The following is a 17,400-nucleotide window of genomic DNA, read 5'->3' as shown; positions in this document are numbered from 1 at the left end:
TCTGACCCCGGCACAAGTTGCGGGCCTAAACCTTTCTGCCAGAAGCAAACGCAAGCTTTTCCTCGTCGCTTGAAGCAATTGGCTGATTTCCCTTCTTAATCTTTCATGTTTACTTTACAAAGCCTTTTCTGCAGGCGCCTGTTCTACAGGTACCGTACGAAGATATTATACCGGTACCTGTAGAACATGTCAAGACTTTTTTACAGGTACCGGTAATATTTTGCACGCACTTCGCGAACAATAAAACAAAAACAGGACCGGGAAACTGGCGCGAACGCACAGTTTCCCGGCCCTGTCATATCGTTTGCATCGAGACAATATCTCGTTTAAGAGGTTTGATCTTCATAAAGGTGAGAAAATCGTATCGCGGACCGGCAAACCACAGCCGGAAATGATAACCGGAATAAATTCAGGCGGGTGTCAGGGAAACGCCAAAACCGATTACGGCGCAGGCAAGCACAAGCAGAATCAACGCCCATTTCAAAACCGCACGCAGCACTTTGCTGTCCTGTCCGACAAGCCCGACCGCGGCAACCGCTGTTGCGATACACTGGGGCGACATAATTTTGCCAATCCCGGCGCCCAGTGAGTTTGCCGCCGCCAGCCAATAGCGCGATACATTGATTTGCTGAGCGGCGGCCGTCTGCAAGGTGCCAAGCAGGACCTCCGTATTGGTTCCGCTTCCGGTGACAAACGCGCCGACCGCGGCGATGATCGGCGCCACGAACGGATAGTTTCGGCCGGTCAGAGTGACAAAAAGATGAGCCATATCGGAAATCATGCCGGAGTATGTCATAATCTTCGCAACGGCAAGTACGGACATGATGGTGACAATCGTTTTGGACATTTGCTTTACGGTGCCGGTCAACGCCTGCCACATCATCTTGCCGCCGGCCTTCTGCACAAGGCTGCCGATGATGGCGGCGAGAAAGATGATGATGCCGGGGGTATTGATCCAGCTGAAGGAGATTGAACCGGCGTTGGGAGCCGTATTAATCCTTATGGTAGACTTGAAAACAGAAAGGAAACTGTTAACCGGCGGAACCAGCTTTGAAGTCAAAAGGAGAAAGACAAAGATCAGAATAAACGGCAGGCTGGCCACCGCGAGCGACATCGGGCGTCCCTCCTGCTGAGACGATTCTTCTGAAATACCCGCACTCATGTCGTACTCGGCGGGAACCGGCTTGTTTTTCCGCGCTCTGGCCATCAAAAAAGTACAGAACAGCGAAACGACACAGCCGACAATGACGGTCAGTTCCGGCCCGAGAAACCTTGAAACAATCAGTTCCGGAAGGACAAAGGAAAGGCCGGACATCAGCGTGATGCCAACAACTCCTTTGAGCGCTTTAACGCCGCCCCCGCCCGCAATCACCATCAGGAACGGCACCAGAATCATAAACGGCACCATTTGGAACACCGTCGTGAAGGCCAGCGGCAGCATATTCAGGCCGGTCACAGCCTGAAGGGTCACGGTGGGAATACCGACCGAACCGAATGCGGTTGGAAAAGCGTTGGCAATCATGCATACCACGCAGGCTATAATCGGATCCATTCCCATACCGGCCAGCATTCCGGCAGGTATGGCAATCGCCGTGCCGAAGCCGGCCATCCCTTCCAGAAATCCGCCGAAACACCACCCGACAAGCAGGATCAGGATGCGCTTATCGGAGGAAACGCCGGTGAGCATTTGCTTAATGATGTTCATTGCGCCGGTTTTGAGGGAAAGGTTATAGGTAAAGATGGCCGCGATAATGACCAGAATAATCGGCCAGAGCGCGGTGGCGAAGCCTTCCAGAGCGGACGTGGCGCAATCCGCCGCCGGCATGTGCCAAAGCGTAAGCGCCAGAACGGCGGCGACAGCCAATGCACTGATGCACGCTTTGTGACCGGGCATTTTCAGGTATGTAAGAGCAAAGATCAGCCAGACGATCGGTACCAGAGCAAGAAAGGATTGAAGCATGATAAATCAGGACCTCCCCTTTTTATTTCAGTGGCTCCAAAGCCACAATTTGCGTATTTTGGTTCTACCAATCCAATGCAAATGAGCCGAACGATCTCAGATGTGTAGCTCGAAAAAATCTTTGGGGAAGAGCGCTTATTTTATGCATATTATAGATCGGCCTAAGCATAAAGTCTAGATATATTTAGTTATATTAAATCATTTTGTAATATATGACTAAAATGTACTGCCTTATTTGTTGGAAAAATAGAACTGCACTTTGGGGGATTGTATTTATGTGGAAAAGTGGTAGGATGGTAAGCGAAACGACTGGAACGACCAATTTATTTTATTTCCCCTGCTTCTGAATTTGCTCTATTGTAAATTTGTTCGGAAAGCAGGCAAAAAAAATTGGAGGTGCCCGATGTCAAGAATCATTCCTTATGGAAAGTCCGGAATGCGGCTGAACGAAGATCTGAGCCATGCGGAAATTCTGGAATCCAGTGTAGCGGAACTGAAAGCGGCCGATACGGAGGACGGTCTTGTGCGTGCCGCAATGGATCATCCGATTGACTCGCCCTGCCTTCGGGAACTCGCGGCAGGCAAAAAAACCTGCACCGTCATCCTCAGCGACCACACGCGCCCGGTTCCGAGCAAGCACATTGTCCCCGCGATGCTGAAAGAACTGCGCGAGGGCAATCCGGAGATCGACGTGACTCTGCTGGTAGCGACCGGTTACCACCGCCCGAGCAGCAAGGAAGAGCTGGTGGCAAAGTTGGGCCCGGAAATTGTCGAAAGGGAAAAGATCGTAATCCACGACAGCCGGGATTCTTCCGCCAATGTGCGGATCGGCGTGCTGCCCTCCGGTGCGGCTTGCGTGGTCGACAAAGCGGCGGTTGAGACCGATTTGCTTGTTGCGGAGGGATTTATCGAGCCGCATTTTTTCGCGGGCTTCTCCGGCGGACGGAAGAGCGTGCTTCCCGGAGTCTGCGACCAGGTGACTGTGCTTGGAAACCATTGCTCAAAGTTTATCGCATCCCCTTATGCGCGCACCGGTGTTTTGGACGGCAACCCGCTGCACAAGGATATGCTCGCCGCGGCAAAAATGGCCAATCTGGCCTACATCGTGAACGTAATCATTGACGAAAACAAGCGTGTTGCGGCAGCCTTTGCCGGGAACTTTATTACGGCGCACCGCCGGGGCTGCGAGCTGCTGCTGAAATACTGCCAGGTAAAGCCGGAGCGGCGAGGCGACATTGTAATTTCCAGCAACGGCGGCTATCCTTTGGACCAGAACATCTACCAAAGCGTGAAGGGGCTGACCGCGGCGGAAGCCGCGGCTGCTCCGGGTGCCGTGCTGATTATGGTCAGCGCCTGCGGCGACGGCCACGGGGGCGAAAGCTTTTATCACGCGCTGAAAGACTGCGTTTCCCCGCAAAAACTCATGGAACAGATCCTCGCGACCCCGCAGGACCGGACAAAGCCGGACCAGTGGGAATTTCAGATTTTGTGCCGTGTGCTTTGCAAACATCACGTCATCTACGTCACAAACCCGGAACAGAGGAAAACCATCGAAGAAATGAAGATGGCCTGGGCGCCGGATGTGGATACCGCGCTGCAGGAAGCCAGGCGGCTGAAAGGCGCCAACGCCCATCTGGTTGTAATTCCAAACGGTATTTCCGTCATGGTGAAGGAATGAAGCTGAGTTACTCTTATCAGCAGACATCAATCTATTTTTAGAGGGAGGATTAACCATGCCAAATTATCTTAAGGTAACTCCGGAGATTATTGCCGAACTGGAAAAGGCCGCTCCGGGCCGTGTCGTGACCGGCGCGGACGTCAACCCCGATTACTCCAAGGACGAAATGCCGATTTACGGGGTCCGGATGCCGGATGTTTCCATCGACGCGCAAAGTACCGAGGAAGTCTCCGCGATCATGAAAATCTGCTATGAGCACGATATCCCCGTCACAACCCGCGGCGCGGGCACCGGCCTGGTGGGCGGGTGCACCCCGATTTGCGGCGGCGTTGTGATCTGCACCATGCGCATGAACAGGATTTTATCTTACGATCTGGAAAACTTCGCGGTCACCGTTCAGCCCGGCGTTTTACTGCAGCAGCTTGCCGAGGACGCGCTGAAGCACGGCTGTATGTATCCGCCGGACCCGGGCGAAAAGATGGCGACGCTGGGCGGCAACGTGGCCACAAATGCCGGCGGGATGCGCGCGGTGAAGTACGGCTGCACCCGAGACTATGTCCGCGCCATGACCGTTGTGCTGCCGAACGGCGAAATCACCCGCTTCGGCGGCACGGTTTCCAAGACGAGCTCCGGTTACAGCCTGGTTAACCTGATGATCGGTTCCGAGGGCACGCTGGGAATCATCACGGAGCTGACGCTGAAGCTGATCCCCGCTCCGCAGGCTACGGTGAGTCTGATGGCTCCCTTTGAGGATCTGGCCGCCTGCATCTCCGTTGTGCCGAAGTTTTTTATGAAGCACTATCAGCCCCAGGCGCTGGAATTCTTTGAGAAGGAAATTCTGGTATCCTCCGAGCAGTATCTTGGCAAGCAGGTTTTTCCGCGCAAAATAGAAGGCACGGACATCGGCGCCTATCTTCTGATCACTTTCGACGGAAATTCCATGGAGGAGCTGGATCCGATTGTGGAGAGCGCCTCCGAGATGCTGTTGGAAGAAGGCGCGCTGGATGTTCTGGTGGCCGACACTCCGCCGAAGCTGAAAGACATCTGGGCGGCCCGCTCGTCTTTCCTTGAAGGCATTGAGGAGCAGACAAAATTGCTCGACGAGTGCGACGTCGTGGTTCCGGTAAATAAAATTGCTCCTTATGTTGAGTTTGTCGATGAGGCGAAAAAGAATTACGATTTTGAGGTAAAGTACTTCGGGCATGCCGGCGACGGCAATTTACATATCTACGAATGTTCCACCGATATGGATCGGGAGGAGTTTAAAAAGCAGGTCAGAGAGTTCCTGGATTCCATATATCGGAAAACCATGGAATTCGGCGGCCAGATTTCCGGCGAACACGGGATCGGCCTCGGCAAGGTGCATTATCTGGAGGAGGCGGCGGGTTCGGTCAACATGGGCCTGATGCTTGGAATTAAAAAGGTCTTTGATCCAAAGCTGATTCTGAACCCCGGCAAGGTCTGCATGAAACTGTGAGACAAGGGACTTTGATAGGAGGAATAAAATGAATATTCTGGTATGTGTCAAGCAGGTGCCGGACACAAATGAAATTAAGATCGATCCGGACACCAACACACTGATCCGGGACGGTGTCCCGAGTATTGTCAATCCGTTCGACGGCTACGCGCTGGAAGCAGCCGCCCGCATCAAAGACAACGCGCCCGACACAAAAATCGTGGTTCTTTCCATGGGCCCGCAGCAGGCGGAGACCGCGCTGTGCGAATGCCTGGCCATTGCGGCCGACAAGGCGTACCTGGTGACGGACCGCGCGTTCGGCGGTTCCGACACGCTGGCGACAAGCTATATTCTCAGCAAGGCAATTGAAAAAGTGGAAGAACTCGAAAATGAAAAATTCGACGCGGTCTTCTGCGGCAAGCAGGCGATCGACGGAGACACCGCTCAGGTCGGCCCGGAACTGGCGGAGCATCTGGGGTATCCCCAGGTAACCTGCGCCCTGGAAGTGAAGTCGGAAGCCGACGGCCTTCATGTGTACCGCGAGGCGGAGGACGGCAAGGAAGTCATCGGCGTGAAGACGCCTTGTCTTATTACATTCACAAAGCCTTCTTTTGATCCGCGTTTCCCCACCATCAAGCGCAAGATCGCGGCGCGCAAGGCGAAAATCGCGCAGCTTACCGCGGCGGAGCTCACGAGCATCGACCCGGCGCACGCCGGGCTGAAGGGCTCGCCCACAAAGGTGAAGCGCACGTATGTGCCGCCGCGCAAAGAAGCCGGCGTTGTGGTCAAAGAGGAAACCGTCGAAGCGTCCGCTCACAAGCTGTTTGATCTTCTGAGCAAGGCGCACGTGATTTGAAAGAGAGGCATCGGAAATGGGAACCAAAACCAAGGACCTGTGGGTATTGCTGGAGACGAACGAGGACGGCACCGCCAAAAACGTCGGGATTGAACTGCTGAACCCCGGCCGCCGTTTGGCCGACAAACAGGGCGGCAAGCTGGTATCCGTTGTGATTGGCTGCCACACGGACGCAGCCGTGAAGGAAGCGGGCGTGCACGGAGCGGATCAGATAATCGTGGTCGACGGCGAGGAATTCCGGCGGTATACGACGGACGCCTATACCGCCGCACTGGCACATTTGCTCAAAAAACACGCTCCCACAAGCATGCTGATCGGCGCGACCCCGAACGGCCGCGACCTCGGCCCGCGCCTGTCCTGCCGCCTTGGCACCGGCCTTACCGCGGACTGCACCGCGCTGGACATTGACGAGGCTAGCGGCAACATCGCCTGGACCCGCCCGGCGTTCGGCGGCAACCTGATGGCGGTGATCCTCTGCCCGGACCACCGCCCGCAGCTCGGAACGGTGCGCCCGGGAGTCTTTAAGAAACCCGACGTTTGCGAGGACAGGGCGGAGATTATCCGTGAGGATTTCCATGTGCCCGCGGACCAAATCCGTACCACTTTGCTGGAGACCATCCGTGAGGCTTCAGCCGAAATCGTCGATCTGGAGGGCGCCGACATTATCGTATCCGGCGGCCGCGGAGTCGGCGGAGCGGAGGGGTTCCGGGTGATCCGCGAGCTGGCGGATGTGCTGGGAGGCACCGTCGGCGCATCCCGCGCGGCGGTGGACGAAGGCTGGATTTCCCATTCCCATCAGGTGGGACAGACCGGCAAAACCGTCGGCCCTAAGCTGTACATCGCCTGCGGCATTTCGGGCGCGATCCAGCATTTGGCCGGCATGAGCTCGTCCGACGTGATCGTGGCGATCAACAAGGACTTTGACGCCCCGATCTTCGGTATTGCAGATTACGGCTTTGTGGGCAATCTCTTTGAAATTGTACCCTTGCTGACAGATGAAATAAAAAAGGCGAAAGCCTGAAGCGATCCGATCTTATAGAAAAGGAGTCTTCCGTCATGAATTTCAAATTTACCGATGAAGAGCAGGATATTCTGGATATGCTGCATGATTTCTGCGTCAAGGCAGTCGCGCCGATGGCCGCGGAGATTGACGATCAGGAGCGTTTTCCCGAGGAAACCTGGCATCAGCTGGCCGAAATGGGCATGATGGGCATGGCCTACCCGGAAGAGGTGGGCGGAGCCGGAATAAGCTACCTGGCCTATATTGCGGCGGTGGAGGAGATTTCAAAGCACTGCGCGGCCACCGGGACCATGTTTTCCGCGCACTCCTCCCTGTGCACCTGGCCGATCTTTGCCTTCGGCACGGAGGAGCAGAAGAAAAAGTACCTGCCGGATTTATGCTCCGGAGAAAAGCTGGGGGCTTTCGCCCTGACCGAACCCGGCGCCGGGACCGATTCGGCCATGCAGCGCACGGTCGCCGAGGACAAAGGCGATTGCTGGCTTCTCAACGGGTCCAAAATTTTCATCACCAATGCCGGGTATGCGTCCGTGTACGTCGTCTTTGCAATGACGGATAAAAGCTTGGGCACAAAGGGTATTTCCGCATTTCTTGTCGAGAAGGATACGCCCGGTTTTCGCATCGGTTCCCATGAAAAGAAAATGGGGATCCGCGGCTCCGCTACATGCGAGCTGATTTTTGAGGACTGCAAACTACCAAAAGAAAACCTGCTGGGCGAGCTCGGGAAAGGCTTTAAGATCGCGATGATGACGCTGGACGGCGGCCGCATCGGCATTGCCGCGCAGGCTGTCGGCATCGCACAGGGTTGTATTGACCAGACAATTCCTTATCTGAACCAGCGGATACAGTTTGGAAAGCGCATCAGCCAGTTCCAGAACACGCAGTTTGAGATGGCCAATATGCAGACGCATGTCGACGCGGCCCGCCTGCTGACATACCGCGCGGCTCAGGCCAAGCAGGACGGGGACCGATATTCCCATCTCGCCGCGATGGCAAAGCTGTTTGCCGCCGACACCGCCAGCGATGTGACCCGCCGCTGCCTTCAGCTGGTCGGCGGTTATGGATACACCCGCGAATATCCGTTTGAACGCATGATGCGCGACGCCAAGATCACTGAAATCTACGAAGGAACCAGCGAGGTGCAGCGGATGGTTGTTTCGGGATGGATGGGCGTTAAATAAATCGGCTCTTTTCATTTTTATTCAGGATCAGACAGGCCGCCGGCTGAATTCAGCCGGCGGCCTGTCTGATCCTAATTGGAAATAGAAGCGCTCTTGAGAAAAAAATAAGGAAATGCTACAATATAGTGCTACAATTAGTTCTATAATACGCAGTTATATGGAAATAAGATCCAGCGATTTTTCGGGCGGGACCCGCAAAACCGGTTTTGAAAAAATCACGGATTTACAATGCCGCTGCAAGGAGATGCTTCTATGGATATAAAACCGGAAAAAAATGAAAAAGCCTATGAACGGGTAATTAACTATGTTAAGGACGAAATCTGGCGTGGAAATCTGAATCGGGGCGAACGTCTGCCGTCAGAGCGGGATCTTGCGGAGCTGCTTGGGGTAAGCCGAAATTCTGTCCGCGAGGCGATGCGAACGCTGAGCCTGATGGGCTTTATCTCGAGCGTGCACGGTGGGGGGAATTTTATATCCTGTGACCTGCAGCAAAATCTGAGTGAAACGCTCGGAATTATGCTGCTGATGGGTGAAACCAACTACCTGCAGGTGAGTCAGCTTCGCAGAGGCTTGGAGTCGGAGACGGCACGCCTGGCGGCAGGCCGCATTTTACCCCGGCAGACAGCAAAGCTAGCGGATCTGGTTCGAAGAATGCGCGAAGAACCGGACGCAGAAAAAGGCTCCCTGCTTGATCAAAGGTTTCATACGCTCCTCTGTGAAGCCGCCGGAAACAAGCTGATTTACGCGCTTTTTATGGCCATGCTGTCAACCATCAATGATTTCATCAGGATTATGTATGGAAGCATTGTGCAGGACAAGGAGCAGGCCGAGCAATTATACACGGCGCATGAAAGGTTGGTGGAGGCCTTGAGCCGCAACGACGCGGATGGCGCGGTTCAGGCGATTCAATATCATTTCGAGGTCGTGGACGCATCGATCAAGCGATAGGGGATATACTGAAAAACTCAAATGCAGACCAAACGCCGCGTCCCAAAGGCCAGTTCGCAGTCCCTTTGCCGACCCCGCCCGGACGGTGGTGAAAAGCTATCTGGTGAGCCGGACCCGTTGCAGGATGTGATCGGGATTGTACTTACAATCCTTATTTATCAAAAGCCTGTGGATAACGTTAAAAGAGCTATCTATGGAATTGTCGGGAAGCAAAGCAGCTTATCTACAGAATCCATTTCTTGCGAATGTTATACTGGCAGAAAACAAAAAGTGCTGCGGTAAAAGCAAATAATACCAAGATGCACAGGACAGGCGACAGAATGCTTACGCCGAGAATGGAACCGCTGAGCAGATCGGTTCCGTAGGTCAGCGGCAGCAGGTAGGACAAGGGGCGCAAAAAAATCGGCAGACTGCTGATCGGCAGGAACAACCCGCATAAGAACAGCATAGGAAACCGGAAAAAGTTTGAGAATGTCTGCGCCTCAAACACTTCTTTCGCAGAAACGGCAATCATTAGTCCCAAAAGCGTGGAGGTCACAGCGATCAGGAATACCGCCAGCAGCACGGCGCCCCAGTTGATCCCGGCAAGGTCAACAAAAAACGCCGCGAAGATGACAGGGACAAAAGCGTTAAATAGTCCGAACAGGATAGCACCGGACACCTTGGCGGCCACCATCGTACTTAGCGGAATCGGGGCCAGCAGGAGCCGGTCAAAGGAGCGCCCCTTGCGTTCGAAAGTAATGGTGACGGCCAGCATGGAGGTAGTGCCGAACAATACGCTCATGGCCATCAGCCCCGGAAGCATCTGCCGGATATCGGACAGATTCATGCCGCCGGATGAACGGATCATCTGCATCAATGTCCAGGACAGCGGAAAGATAATGCCCCAGCTGATATTCGGCGGTTTGAGATAGTAGTTTTGAACATCTTTTTTCAGAATGCTCCCAAAGGCAATCCATGTTTTCATCTTCCCGCGCCCCCTTTCTCCTTTTCTTTTTTCAGCTTTGCGGCCTCAATTCCGGTCACTTTAACAAAAACATCTTCCAGAGAAGGCCGCAACTCCGTGGCCTCAAAAACGGAGATTCCCTGACCATCAAGGTATTGCAGGACAGGAGAGAGCGCAATCCGTTTTTCAGAAAAAAGGGTTATGGCGTGATCCGATTCCGCCTTGACGGTACAGCCGCCAAAACGTGCCTGCAATTCTCCCGCAAGCGGTTTCAGGTTCGCATCTGCAGTGAAACGAATGCTATGCCCGTGAGAGACGCTGTCCATTAATTCCGACACCGTGCCGCTTGCCACAATGCCGCCGCCTGCGATAAAAGAGATCCTGTCACAGATGCGCTCGGCATCCTCAATATAATGGGTGGTTATAAAAACAGTGGTTCCTTCCTGCTTGAGTTTCAGCAGAAGCTGACGGATTTGCCGGGCACTTTCCACATCAATCCCCGTGGTCGGCTCATCCAGAAAAAGCATTTCCGGTTTATGAATAATGCCCGCCGCAATGGTCAGTTTCCGCCGCATCCCTTTGGAATACGCTTTGAATGGACGTTTCCCCGCCTGGGTCAGGCCGAATTGCTCCAAAAGCTCTTTCGCCCGCGTTTCCCGGAGGGCTTTTCTCATACCATAAAGAGAACCGCAGAAGCAAAGGTTGTCAAAGCCGTCCATTTCGTCATAGAGATTGCTTTCATCCGGAACAATGCCCATGATGGACTGTGCCTTTTTGACGTTCTTCACCGCATCGATCCCGTCAATGAGAATGGAACCGCCGGAAGGTCTCGCAAGGCCGATCATCATATTGATGGTGGTAGTTTTCCCCGCGCCGTTGGGGCCGAGAAAACCGAAAATCTCGCCCCGCCGAATGGAAAAGGAGATGCCGTTTACCGCGGTGAAGTCTCCGTAGTGTTTACTCAGATTTGTGACAGTGACAATGTCCGGGGTGTTCATGACCATTTCCTCCTTTTGCAAAATCTGCGCCATGACAGGATTCACGGACTTCTTCATTGCCATGCTTTTGTGTATGACAATACTCCTGTTCGGAGGAGTGGCATCCGCTTTCCTCCGGGGTGCAAAGTTCCCGTTCCATGGATGCCAGTGTCTCAATATCGGCGGCAAGTGCATGAAGGACCTCGCGGTTTACGTCGTAGTGCATGAAATAGCCCTTCTTTTCTCCGGTCAGGAGCCCGGCATCCCGAAGAACCTTCAGATGCTGCGATACCGCTCCCTCGGAAAGATTCAATTTTCTCGCCAATGCTCTAACGCAATAGTTATGATGCAACAGCAGCGACATAATTTTCATCCGTGTTTCATCGGAAATAGCTTTGAGTACAAGCATCCTGTCCATTCCATAACCTTCTCTTTTTGATTTAATTTAGCCATTGCTAAATTAAATTATACTTATTTTTTTAATTTCGTCAACACTAAATTAAAACCGGCGGCTTTAATCGCAAAAGCTATCGGTCTTAATCCTGTAAGTTGAGTTCATACGTAAAACAAATTGCCCCTACACTTTCCATGAAGTTTATTCTAACAATGACGAATGGTTGCAAAGTCGATGTAACGAGAAGTTACTATTACATCTTCAAAGAATATTTTGGAATACGAGGGAGGTAATGTAATGGGTTTCCCAATCTTTTTTCTTATAGTTTTAGCAATTGCTGCTTTGTTGGTTGCCACGGTTGTTGTCTATTTTCACGCGTATAAACGAAATATTAATAAGGTGTTAGAAACGAATGAACACACACGTATCCCGATGACACCGCCTTATAAAGTTGCAATCATACTGACAATTGTGGTTTTAATCGTTGGTATATCGATAAGCTATTTTGTGGGGTATAAGGTTGCCTACGATAATTATGAGGAAAGCTCATCGCAGACGTCAATCTTCGATATTCAGACCTTCTATGCAAAAGTAAAAGAAGTCAATGACAACGCCCTATTAGTCGAAGGCATTTCTCTCAATGATCAAAGTTATCGCGGTGAGCTTAACTATGATGTATCGGAGGAAACAAGAATGGAGTGGCACAACACACCAATTAGCCTTTCTGATTTGGACGAGGGTGACTTGGTTTCCATCACTTTGCTAACTGACCGCGGTGGTGTTACAGATATTTTCAAAATTCAGCTTTTAGATGATAAAAGGTAAAAACTAAAGTACATTAAAAATCGGAGCCGATCACACTGTGGCAATCATTTCATTGATAAAAATGAATCTATTTATTCGGTCGTCCGTATATAATATTACTCTGAACCAGTAAAGAACGGTCTTACAGCTTTTCCAGTTCAGTGTGAGACTTGGGGGTGTTGCAAAACGAATTTGCAATAGCAAGTTGTACAAATGAACCCCCCCAAAACCGCAAGAAAATGCGCCTTGAAACGGACTTTTCAGCCCATTCAAAGCGCATTTTTTGTGCAACTTTTTTGGAGAAGCTATTTCGCAACAATCCCTTTTTCGCATTTTAAAATGGAATTGCTGTAGTTATGATTGAATAGGTTGAATAACCAAAAATGACTGCCCAATGCGGTAAAAGGACCTTTGTTGAAAATAAGTAGGGGCTGCCCTGAAAACTTCAAACGGGCAGCCTACCTGAAAGCGACGAATCTTATTGAATTTGTATTCCAGAGAGAATATACTATAAGAAAATTGTCCAAAATTTTTTCTTTCCGCGGGACGATGGGATTTCACATCGGTCAAAGCTGGGAGGCCAAGGCGCAGCATTGGATTTAGGCGATTTAATTTGAATCCCGCTTTCTTATGATTCCTGTTACTTTTACGTTTCATTTTCAGCATGGCGCTTTCCCCTGATATGTCTAATAAAAGAAAGCTTTGTTTCAGAAATAAGGACTGCAGTAAAAATCAAAGCAAAGCCGGTAACAAGCCGCAAATTTAAGGCTTCGTGATAAAAGATGGCGGAAAACAGAATGCCAAAAACCGATTCAAGGCTCAGAATAATCGACGCGCTGGAAGGATCGGTATATTTTTGCCCAATGTTTTGTAAAAGAAGTGCAGCGCCGGTACATACAATAGAAAGATATAACCCCCCCCATAGGGCCCCTTGACTCCACTGAATGGCCTCGTGCTCCAGTGCAAGGCTAAGCAGCCATGAAAATGCAGCACTGTAGCCAAATTGAAGAATTGTAATTATAAATGGATCTTTCCCCTTTCCAAACTTTGCCACCGAAACAATATGCGCGGCAAAAAAGAACCCGCTGAGGAGAGCGAGAGAATCTCCTTTACTAATGGAAAAATCCTCAGTCACCGAAGCAAGGCCGATCCCCAAAATGCAGAGAACCGCAGCAAGAATGTTGTACCGATCCGGCTGTCTTTTTTCCACCGCCCAAAATAAAAATGGAACAATTACACAGTAAACGGAAGATAGAAAAGCGCTCTTTCCCGGCATGGCAGACAGAACGCCAATCGTTTGTATCCCATAAGCACTAAATAGGCACAGGCCTATCACGGCTCCGCTTTTTAAATAGTCCCGGTTGACAACTTTTAATTTACGAAAAGAGGCAGCGCAGAGAACGGCACAGGCGAGGGTAAACCGCATGGCAAGTAAAAAAAGAGGCGGTAAACTGTTGGCCGTATTTTTAACCACAACCAGGGAGCTGCCCCATATAGCGGCAACACATAGCAGAGCCCCCCTTGCAAAAAGAACGGTTCTAATATTCTGATTCAAAAAAGCCATCCTTTCTCTGAATAAAATGAGGGCAAGCTATGCCCCCGCAGTTGAAAAACGCGCCGCGCAAAAAGAGAGGGAAACAAAACTTGGTTTCCCTCTCTCTTTGTTTTCCGGCAAAAAATTTCTTTGGTTCTTTATGTAAGACCCACAGACACTTCTTTTTGCTGAAAGAGGTGTTTGTTTATTTTTTCCCATGAATAAATAACCGTTCCAGATTTTCCACGAAGGGCCTCGTCTGCTTTCTCAAGGGAAGAAATAATCGCAGTATGGCTAGGGCACAGACGTACAAAATTCATGCAGGCCTCAACTTTTGGCAACATACTGCCAGCGGCAAATTGGCCTTCTTTGATATACTGCACTGCCTGTTCAAGGGTCATGGAGGGAAGCTCCTTCTCATCCGGTTTGTTGTAATTCAGACACACATGGTCAACGGCCGTCAAAATCAACAGCGTATCCGCGTCCATATCCTGTGCAAGTTTCGAACAGGACATATCCTTATCAATGACTGCGTCGATTCCTCGGTAGTCCTTGCCTGCCTGAACAACCGGTATTCCGCCGCCGCCCACCGTAATGACAATCATTTTATTTTCCACCATTTTTCGAATGGCATTTAGTTCCACAATCCTGCACGGTTTCGGTGACGGAACGACCCGGCGGTATCCTCTGCCGGCATCTTCGATAAAGCGGAAGCCCTTTTCCTGTTGAATTGCCTCCGCTTCTTGCCGTGTATAAAATCTGCCAACCGGTTTTGTCGGGTTCTGAAAGGCCGGGTCGTTTTGGTCAACAACAACCTGTGTGACCAGTGAAACGACTTCCTGATCGATTTTTCTGGAAGAGAGGCTTTGTTGAAGAGCCTGCTGCAGATGATAACCGATGTATCCCTGCGACATCGCGTCACACTCCGCTAAAGGGATGGCAGGCGTATGTGGTTTGCCGCAGGCAGAATAATCCATTGCCTCATTAATCATGCCAACTTGCGGGCCGTTGCCGTGGCCGACGACAATATCGTTTCCTTCCGCTACAAGATCCGCAATGATCTCGGCTGCCTTTTTAACAGAAGCCAACTGCCGTTGTGGTGTGTCTCCAAGTGCATTTCCACCCAAAGCAATTACAATTTTTTTCTTTGCCATGAAAATTGCTCCTCTCAGCACAATGTGGCATACAAAACGGATTTGATCGTATGCAGTCGGTTTTCTGCCTCATCAAAGACAACGGAACGTTTCGATGTAAAAACCTCATCTGTAACTTCCATTTCAGGCAGTCCGAATTTTTTCGCGATATCGGCGCCAATCTGCGTGTTTTTGTCGTGGAAGGATGGCAGGCAATGCATAAAAATACTTCTTTCGGACGCATTCTTCATCAGTTGTGCATTTACCTGATATGGTTTCAGAAGTTTTATTCGGCTTTCCCATACATCGTCCGGCTCTCCCATGGATACCCAAATATCGGTATAAATTACATCTGCGTTTTTCGTACCCTCCTCCACGTTCTCCGTCAGAGTAATGGTTGAACCGCTTTCAGCGGCAATTTGCCTGCAGGAATCAACCAGCTCTTTTTTGGGGAACAGCTCTTTCGGCGAGCATGCGGTGAAATTAAGCCCCATCTTGGCACAAGCCACCATAAGGGAATTCCCCACATTATTCCTGGCATCCCCCATAAAGGTGAAATGAACACCTTTGAGCGTTCCAAAATTTTCTTCGATCGTTAGAAGATCTGCAAGCATCTGCGTTGGGTGAAATTCGTCTGTTAAGCCATTCCAGACTGGTACCCCGGAATTTGCAGCCAGTTCCTCAACAATTTTCTGGTTGAATCCACGGTATTCAATTCCATCAAACATTCTGCCAAGCACTTTCGCGGTATCTGCAATGCTTTCCTTTTTCCCCATTTGTGAACTTCCGGGTTCCAGGTATGTAACGCCCATTCCAAGATCCCTTCCCGCTACTTCAAATGCACAGCGCGTCCTGGTTGACGTTTTTTCAAACAGAAGAACAATATTTTTGCCACTTAAATAAGGATGAAGAATTCCATTTTTTTCATGTTCTTAAAGTTTTTTGACAGATCCAAAAAATACCGGATTTCTTTGGGTGAATAGTCCAGCAGTTTTAAAAAATTTCTTCCTCGTACGTTTGTGCTCATAATCTATTTCTCCTTTTTTGTTTTAAACAGACATCCGTCTGCTTATTTTGGCTGATGAATTTCCTGCGGCTTAAATGCCGGCACCCTCCGTGCTTTCGCCGCTGGATAAAATTGAGGATCAGAGAAAAACTCGTTTTTCAGCGCTTTTACTTCTTTATTCATTCCGATTACACCAATCATATTTGGGAAAACAACACAGGCAAGAAGAATGTCCAAAATAGAAAACAGAAGACTCAGGTCACCAATTGTGCCATAGATAATAGCAGCGAGGCATACAACCCGCATCACTTTTCCAACCGTTGAATTAAATAACGCTTCCGCCTGTTTTTCACAGTAAAAGACAATAACAATAACGGTTGACAGAACAAACAGCAACATACATATGGAAACGATTCCTCCTCCCAGAGTCTCTCCAAATACGCTCTGGAAAGCCACCGACGCCATGGAAGCCGCATCTTCTGATTTCACCTGCGTCCACACTCCGCTGGTCAAAACGACAAGTGCCGTCATCGTGCAAACAATACCGGTTACTACGATTACCTCGAAGACACCCCAAAATCCCTGTCGTACCGGATGATCCGTAATGGCGGCCGAGTGCGCATAGGGTGCGCTCCCCATTCCCGCTTCATTGGAGTACAGGCCTCTGGCAATACCCCATCTCATGGTCTGAGCAATAGCAGAGCCTGTAAAGCCGCCAACAGCAGACATGGGTGTTACAGCCCCTTGAAAAATCAGTACCAGTGCGTGTGGTACATTTACGATATTCACACCAATCACGATTAAGGAACATCCCGTAAAAATCAGCGCCATAAACGGAACCAACTTTTCCGTAACCTTTCCGATTCTTGTGATTCCACCGAACACAATTAAAGCAACTAAAATCGTCACCACGATACCGGTCGCAAGTTTTGGAATTCCAATAGTCTCTGCCGTTTGACAAATAGAAAGCGACTGTGTGGAAATACTTGGAACAATCTCAATCATAAATGCAAAAGAGCACATGACAGCAAGAAAAGGTGATTTTAGTCCCTTCCGCAGATAGTAGGCAGGCCCACCCACAAACTCCCCGTCTTGATTTTTCTCCCGGTAACGAATTCCAAGCACCACTTCTGAAAATTTCGTAGCTTGCCCGATGATACTGGTAAGCCACATCCACAGTACCGCACCCGGGCCTCCCATCGCAATCGCAACCGGGACACCGACGATATTAGAAGCTCCGATGGAGGACGCCAGAGCGGAAGTTGCTGCTTGAAATGGAGAAATGGTGCCCTCGCCTTCTTGTTTGGAAAAAATCTGTCCAAAAGTCTGTTTTAAAATAAACGGCAAATATCGAATCTGAAAAAATCCAAGATTGATGCTAAGGAACCTCTGAACAAATGGCGCAGGAAGAGGAATTCAGCGAAAAGGGATTCAAGAGGCGTTCCAACTGAATGATTACGTCGAATTTCGACGCTATACTCCTGAATTTATTTCCACTTTTGCGGAAAT

14 protein-coding genes and 2 pseudogenes are annotated in these 17,400 nt (G+C 50.5%); 7 read left to right on the top strand and 9 right to left on the bottom strand.

The window, feature by feature from the left end; all coding sequences use genetic code 11:
- Positions 1-409 precede the first annotated feature (409 nt).
- Positions 410-1,960: an L-lactate permease gene (locus CAFE_RS06275; RefSeq protein ID WP_083209947.1), complete on the bottom strand. Its 1,551-nt coding sequence runs from the start codon at positions 1,958-1,960 to the stop codon at positions 410-412.
- Between the two features lie 403 nt (positions 1,961-2,363).
- On the opposite strand from CAFE_RS06275, the gene larA reads away from it, so the two are divergent.
- The 6 genes from larA (at position 2,364) to CAFE_RS06245 (ending at position 9,097) form a co-directional block, all read left to right on the top strand.
- Complete coding sequence (gene larA, locus CAFE_RS06270) at positions 2,364-3,638, top strand: nickel-dependent lactate racemase (RefSeq protein WP_066643656.1); 1,275 nt, start codon at positions 2,364-2,366, stop codon at positions 3,636-3,638.
- A 55-nt stretch (positions 3,639-3,693) separates the two neighbouring features.
- The gene (locus CAFE_RS06265) at positions 3,694-5,115 is read left to right on the top strand and encodes an FAD-binding oxidoreductase (RefSeq protein WP_066643664.1); all 1,422 of its coding nucleotides are present in this window, start codon (positions 3,694-3,696) and stop codon (positions 5,113-5,115) included.
- A 28-nt stretch (positions 5,116-5,143) separates the two neighbouring features.
- A complete protein-coding gene (locus CAFE_RS06260; RefSeq protein WP_066643666.1) occupies positions 5,144-5,950 on the top strand; it encodes an electron transfer flavoprotein subunit beta/FixA family protein in 807 nt (268 codons plus the stop codon).
- 16 nt (positions 5,951-5,966) lie between these two features.
- The gene (locus CAFE_RS06255) at positions 5,967-6,971 is read left to right on the top strand and encodes an electron transfer flavoprotein subunit alpha/FixB family protein (protein WP_066643668.1); all 1,005 of its coding nucleotides are present in this window, start codon (positions 5,967-5,969) and stop codon (positions 6,969-6,971) included.
- Positions 6,972-7,006: 35 nt separating this feature from the next.
- Complete coding sequence (locus tag CAFE_RS06250) at positions 7,007-8,149, top strand: acyl-CoA dehydrogenase (RefSeq protein ID WP_066643675.1); 1,143 nt, start codon at positions 7,007-7,009, stop codon at positions 8,147-8,149.
- 252 nt (positions 8,150-8,401) lie between these two features.
- Positions 8,402-9,097 (top strand): FadR/GntR family transcriptional regulator, encoded by a 696-nt coding sequence (locus CAFE_RS06245; RefSeq protein ID WP_066643677.1) that lies wholly within the window; start codon positions 8,402-8,404, stop codon positions 9,095-9,097.
- Positions 9,098-9,320: 223 nt separating this feature from the next.
- Here the strand turns inward: CAFE_RS06245 and CAFE_RS06240 are convergent, their stop codons facing one another.
- Genes CAFE_RS06240 through CAFE_RS06230 form a run of 3 tightly spaced genes read right to left on the bottom strand, consistent with a single transcriptional unit; the run spans position 9,321 to position 11,438 of the window.
- Positions 9,321-10,064, bottom strand: a complete 744-nt coding sequence (locus CAFE_RS06240) for an ABC transporter permease (protein ID WP_066643693.1) — start codon at positions 10,062-10,064, stop codon at positions 9,321-9,323.
- Entirely contained in the window at positions 10,061-11,041 is a 981-nt protein-coding gene (locus CAFE_RS06235; RefSeq protein WP_066643695.1) for an ABC transporter ATP-binding protein, read from the bottom strand. Before CAFE_RS06235 ends, CAFE_RS06240 begins: the two co-directional genes overlap by 4 nt.
- Entirely contained in the window at positions 11,001-11,438 is a 438-nt protein-coding gene (locus tag CAFE_RS06230) for an ArsR/SmtB family transcription factor (protein ID WP_066643697.1), read from the bottom strand. The genes CAFE_RS06235 and CAFE_RS06230 overlap by 41 nt, the downstream gene beginning before the upstream one ends.
- A 273-nt stretch (positions 11,439-11,711) precedes the next feature.
- Between CAFE_RS06230 and CAFE_RS06225 the strand changes: the two genes are divergently transcribed.
- Complete coding sequence (locus tag CAFE_RS06225; protein WP_066643699.1) at positions 11,712-12,239, top strand: hypothetical protein; 528 nt, start codon at positions 11,712-11,714, stop codon at positions 12,237-12,239.
- Between the two features lie 333 nt (positions 12,240-12,572).
- Here the strand turns inward: CAFE_RS06225 and CAFE_RS06220 are convergent, their stop codons facing one another.
- The 5 genes and pseudogenes from CAFE_RS06220 to CAFE_RS06200 form a co-directional block, all read right to left on the bottom strand.
- Positions 12,573-12,884, bottom strand: coding sequence for a hypothetical protein (locus tag CAFE_RS06220; RefSeq protein WP_156990128.1), 312 nt, complete (start codon positions 12,882-12,884; stop codon positions 12,573-12,575).
- Positions 12,865-13,773, bottom strand: a complete 909-nt coding sequence (locus CAFE_RS06215) for a DMT family transporter (RefSeq protein ID WP_233452733.1) — start codon at positions 13,771-13,773, stop codon at positions 12,865-12,867. Before CAFE_RS06215 ends, CAFE_RS06220 begins: the two co-directional genes overlap by 20 nt.
- Before the next feature lie 137 nt (positions 13,774-13,910).
- A complete protein-coding gene (gene arcC / locus CAFE_RS06210; protein ID WP_066648429.1) occupies positions 13,911-14,906 on the bottom strand; it encodes a carbamate kinase in 996 nt (331 codons plus the stop codon).
- A 14-nt stretch (positions 14,907-14,920) separates the two neighbouring features.
- Positions 14,921-15,912 (bottom strand): annotated as a pseudogene (gene argF, locus CAFE_RS06205) (ornithine carbamoyltransferase).
- Between the two features lie 42 nt (positions 15,913-15,954).
- Positions 15,955-17,274: pseudogene (locus CAFE_RS06200) on the bottom strand (alanine/glycine:cation symporter family protein); the annotation flags it as partial.
- Positions 17,275-17,400 lie beyond the last annotated feature (126 nt).

Source organism: Caproicibacter fermentans, from assembly GCF_009746625.1.
Lineage (GTDB): Bacteria > Bacillota > Clostridia > Oscillospirales > Acutalibacteraceae > Caproicibacter > Caproicibacter fermentans.
The sequence above is the reverse complement of the archived record's forward strand: the minus strand, read 5'-3'. Positions and strand labels throughout refer to the sequence as shown.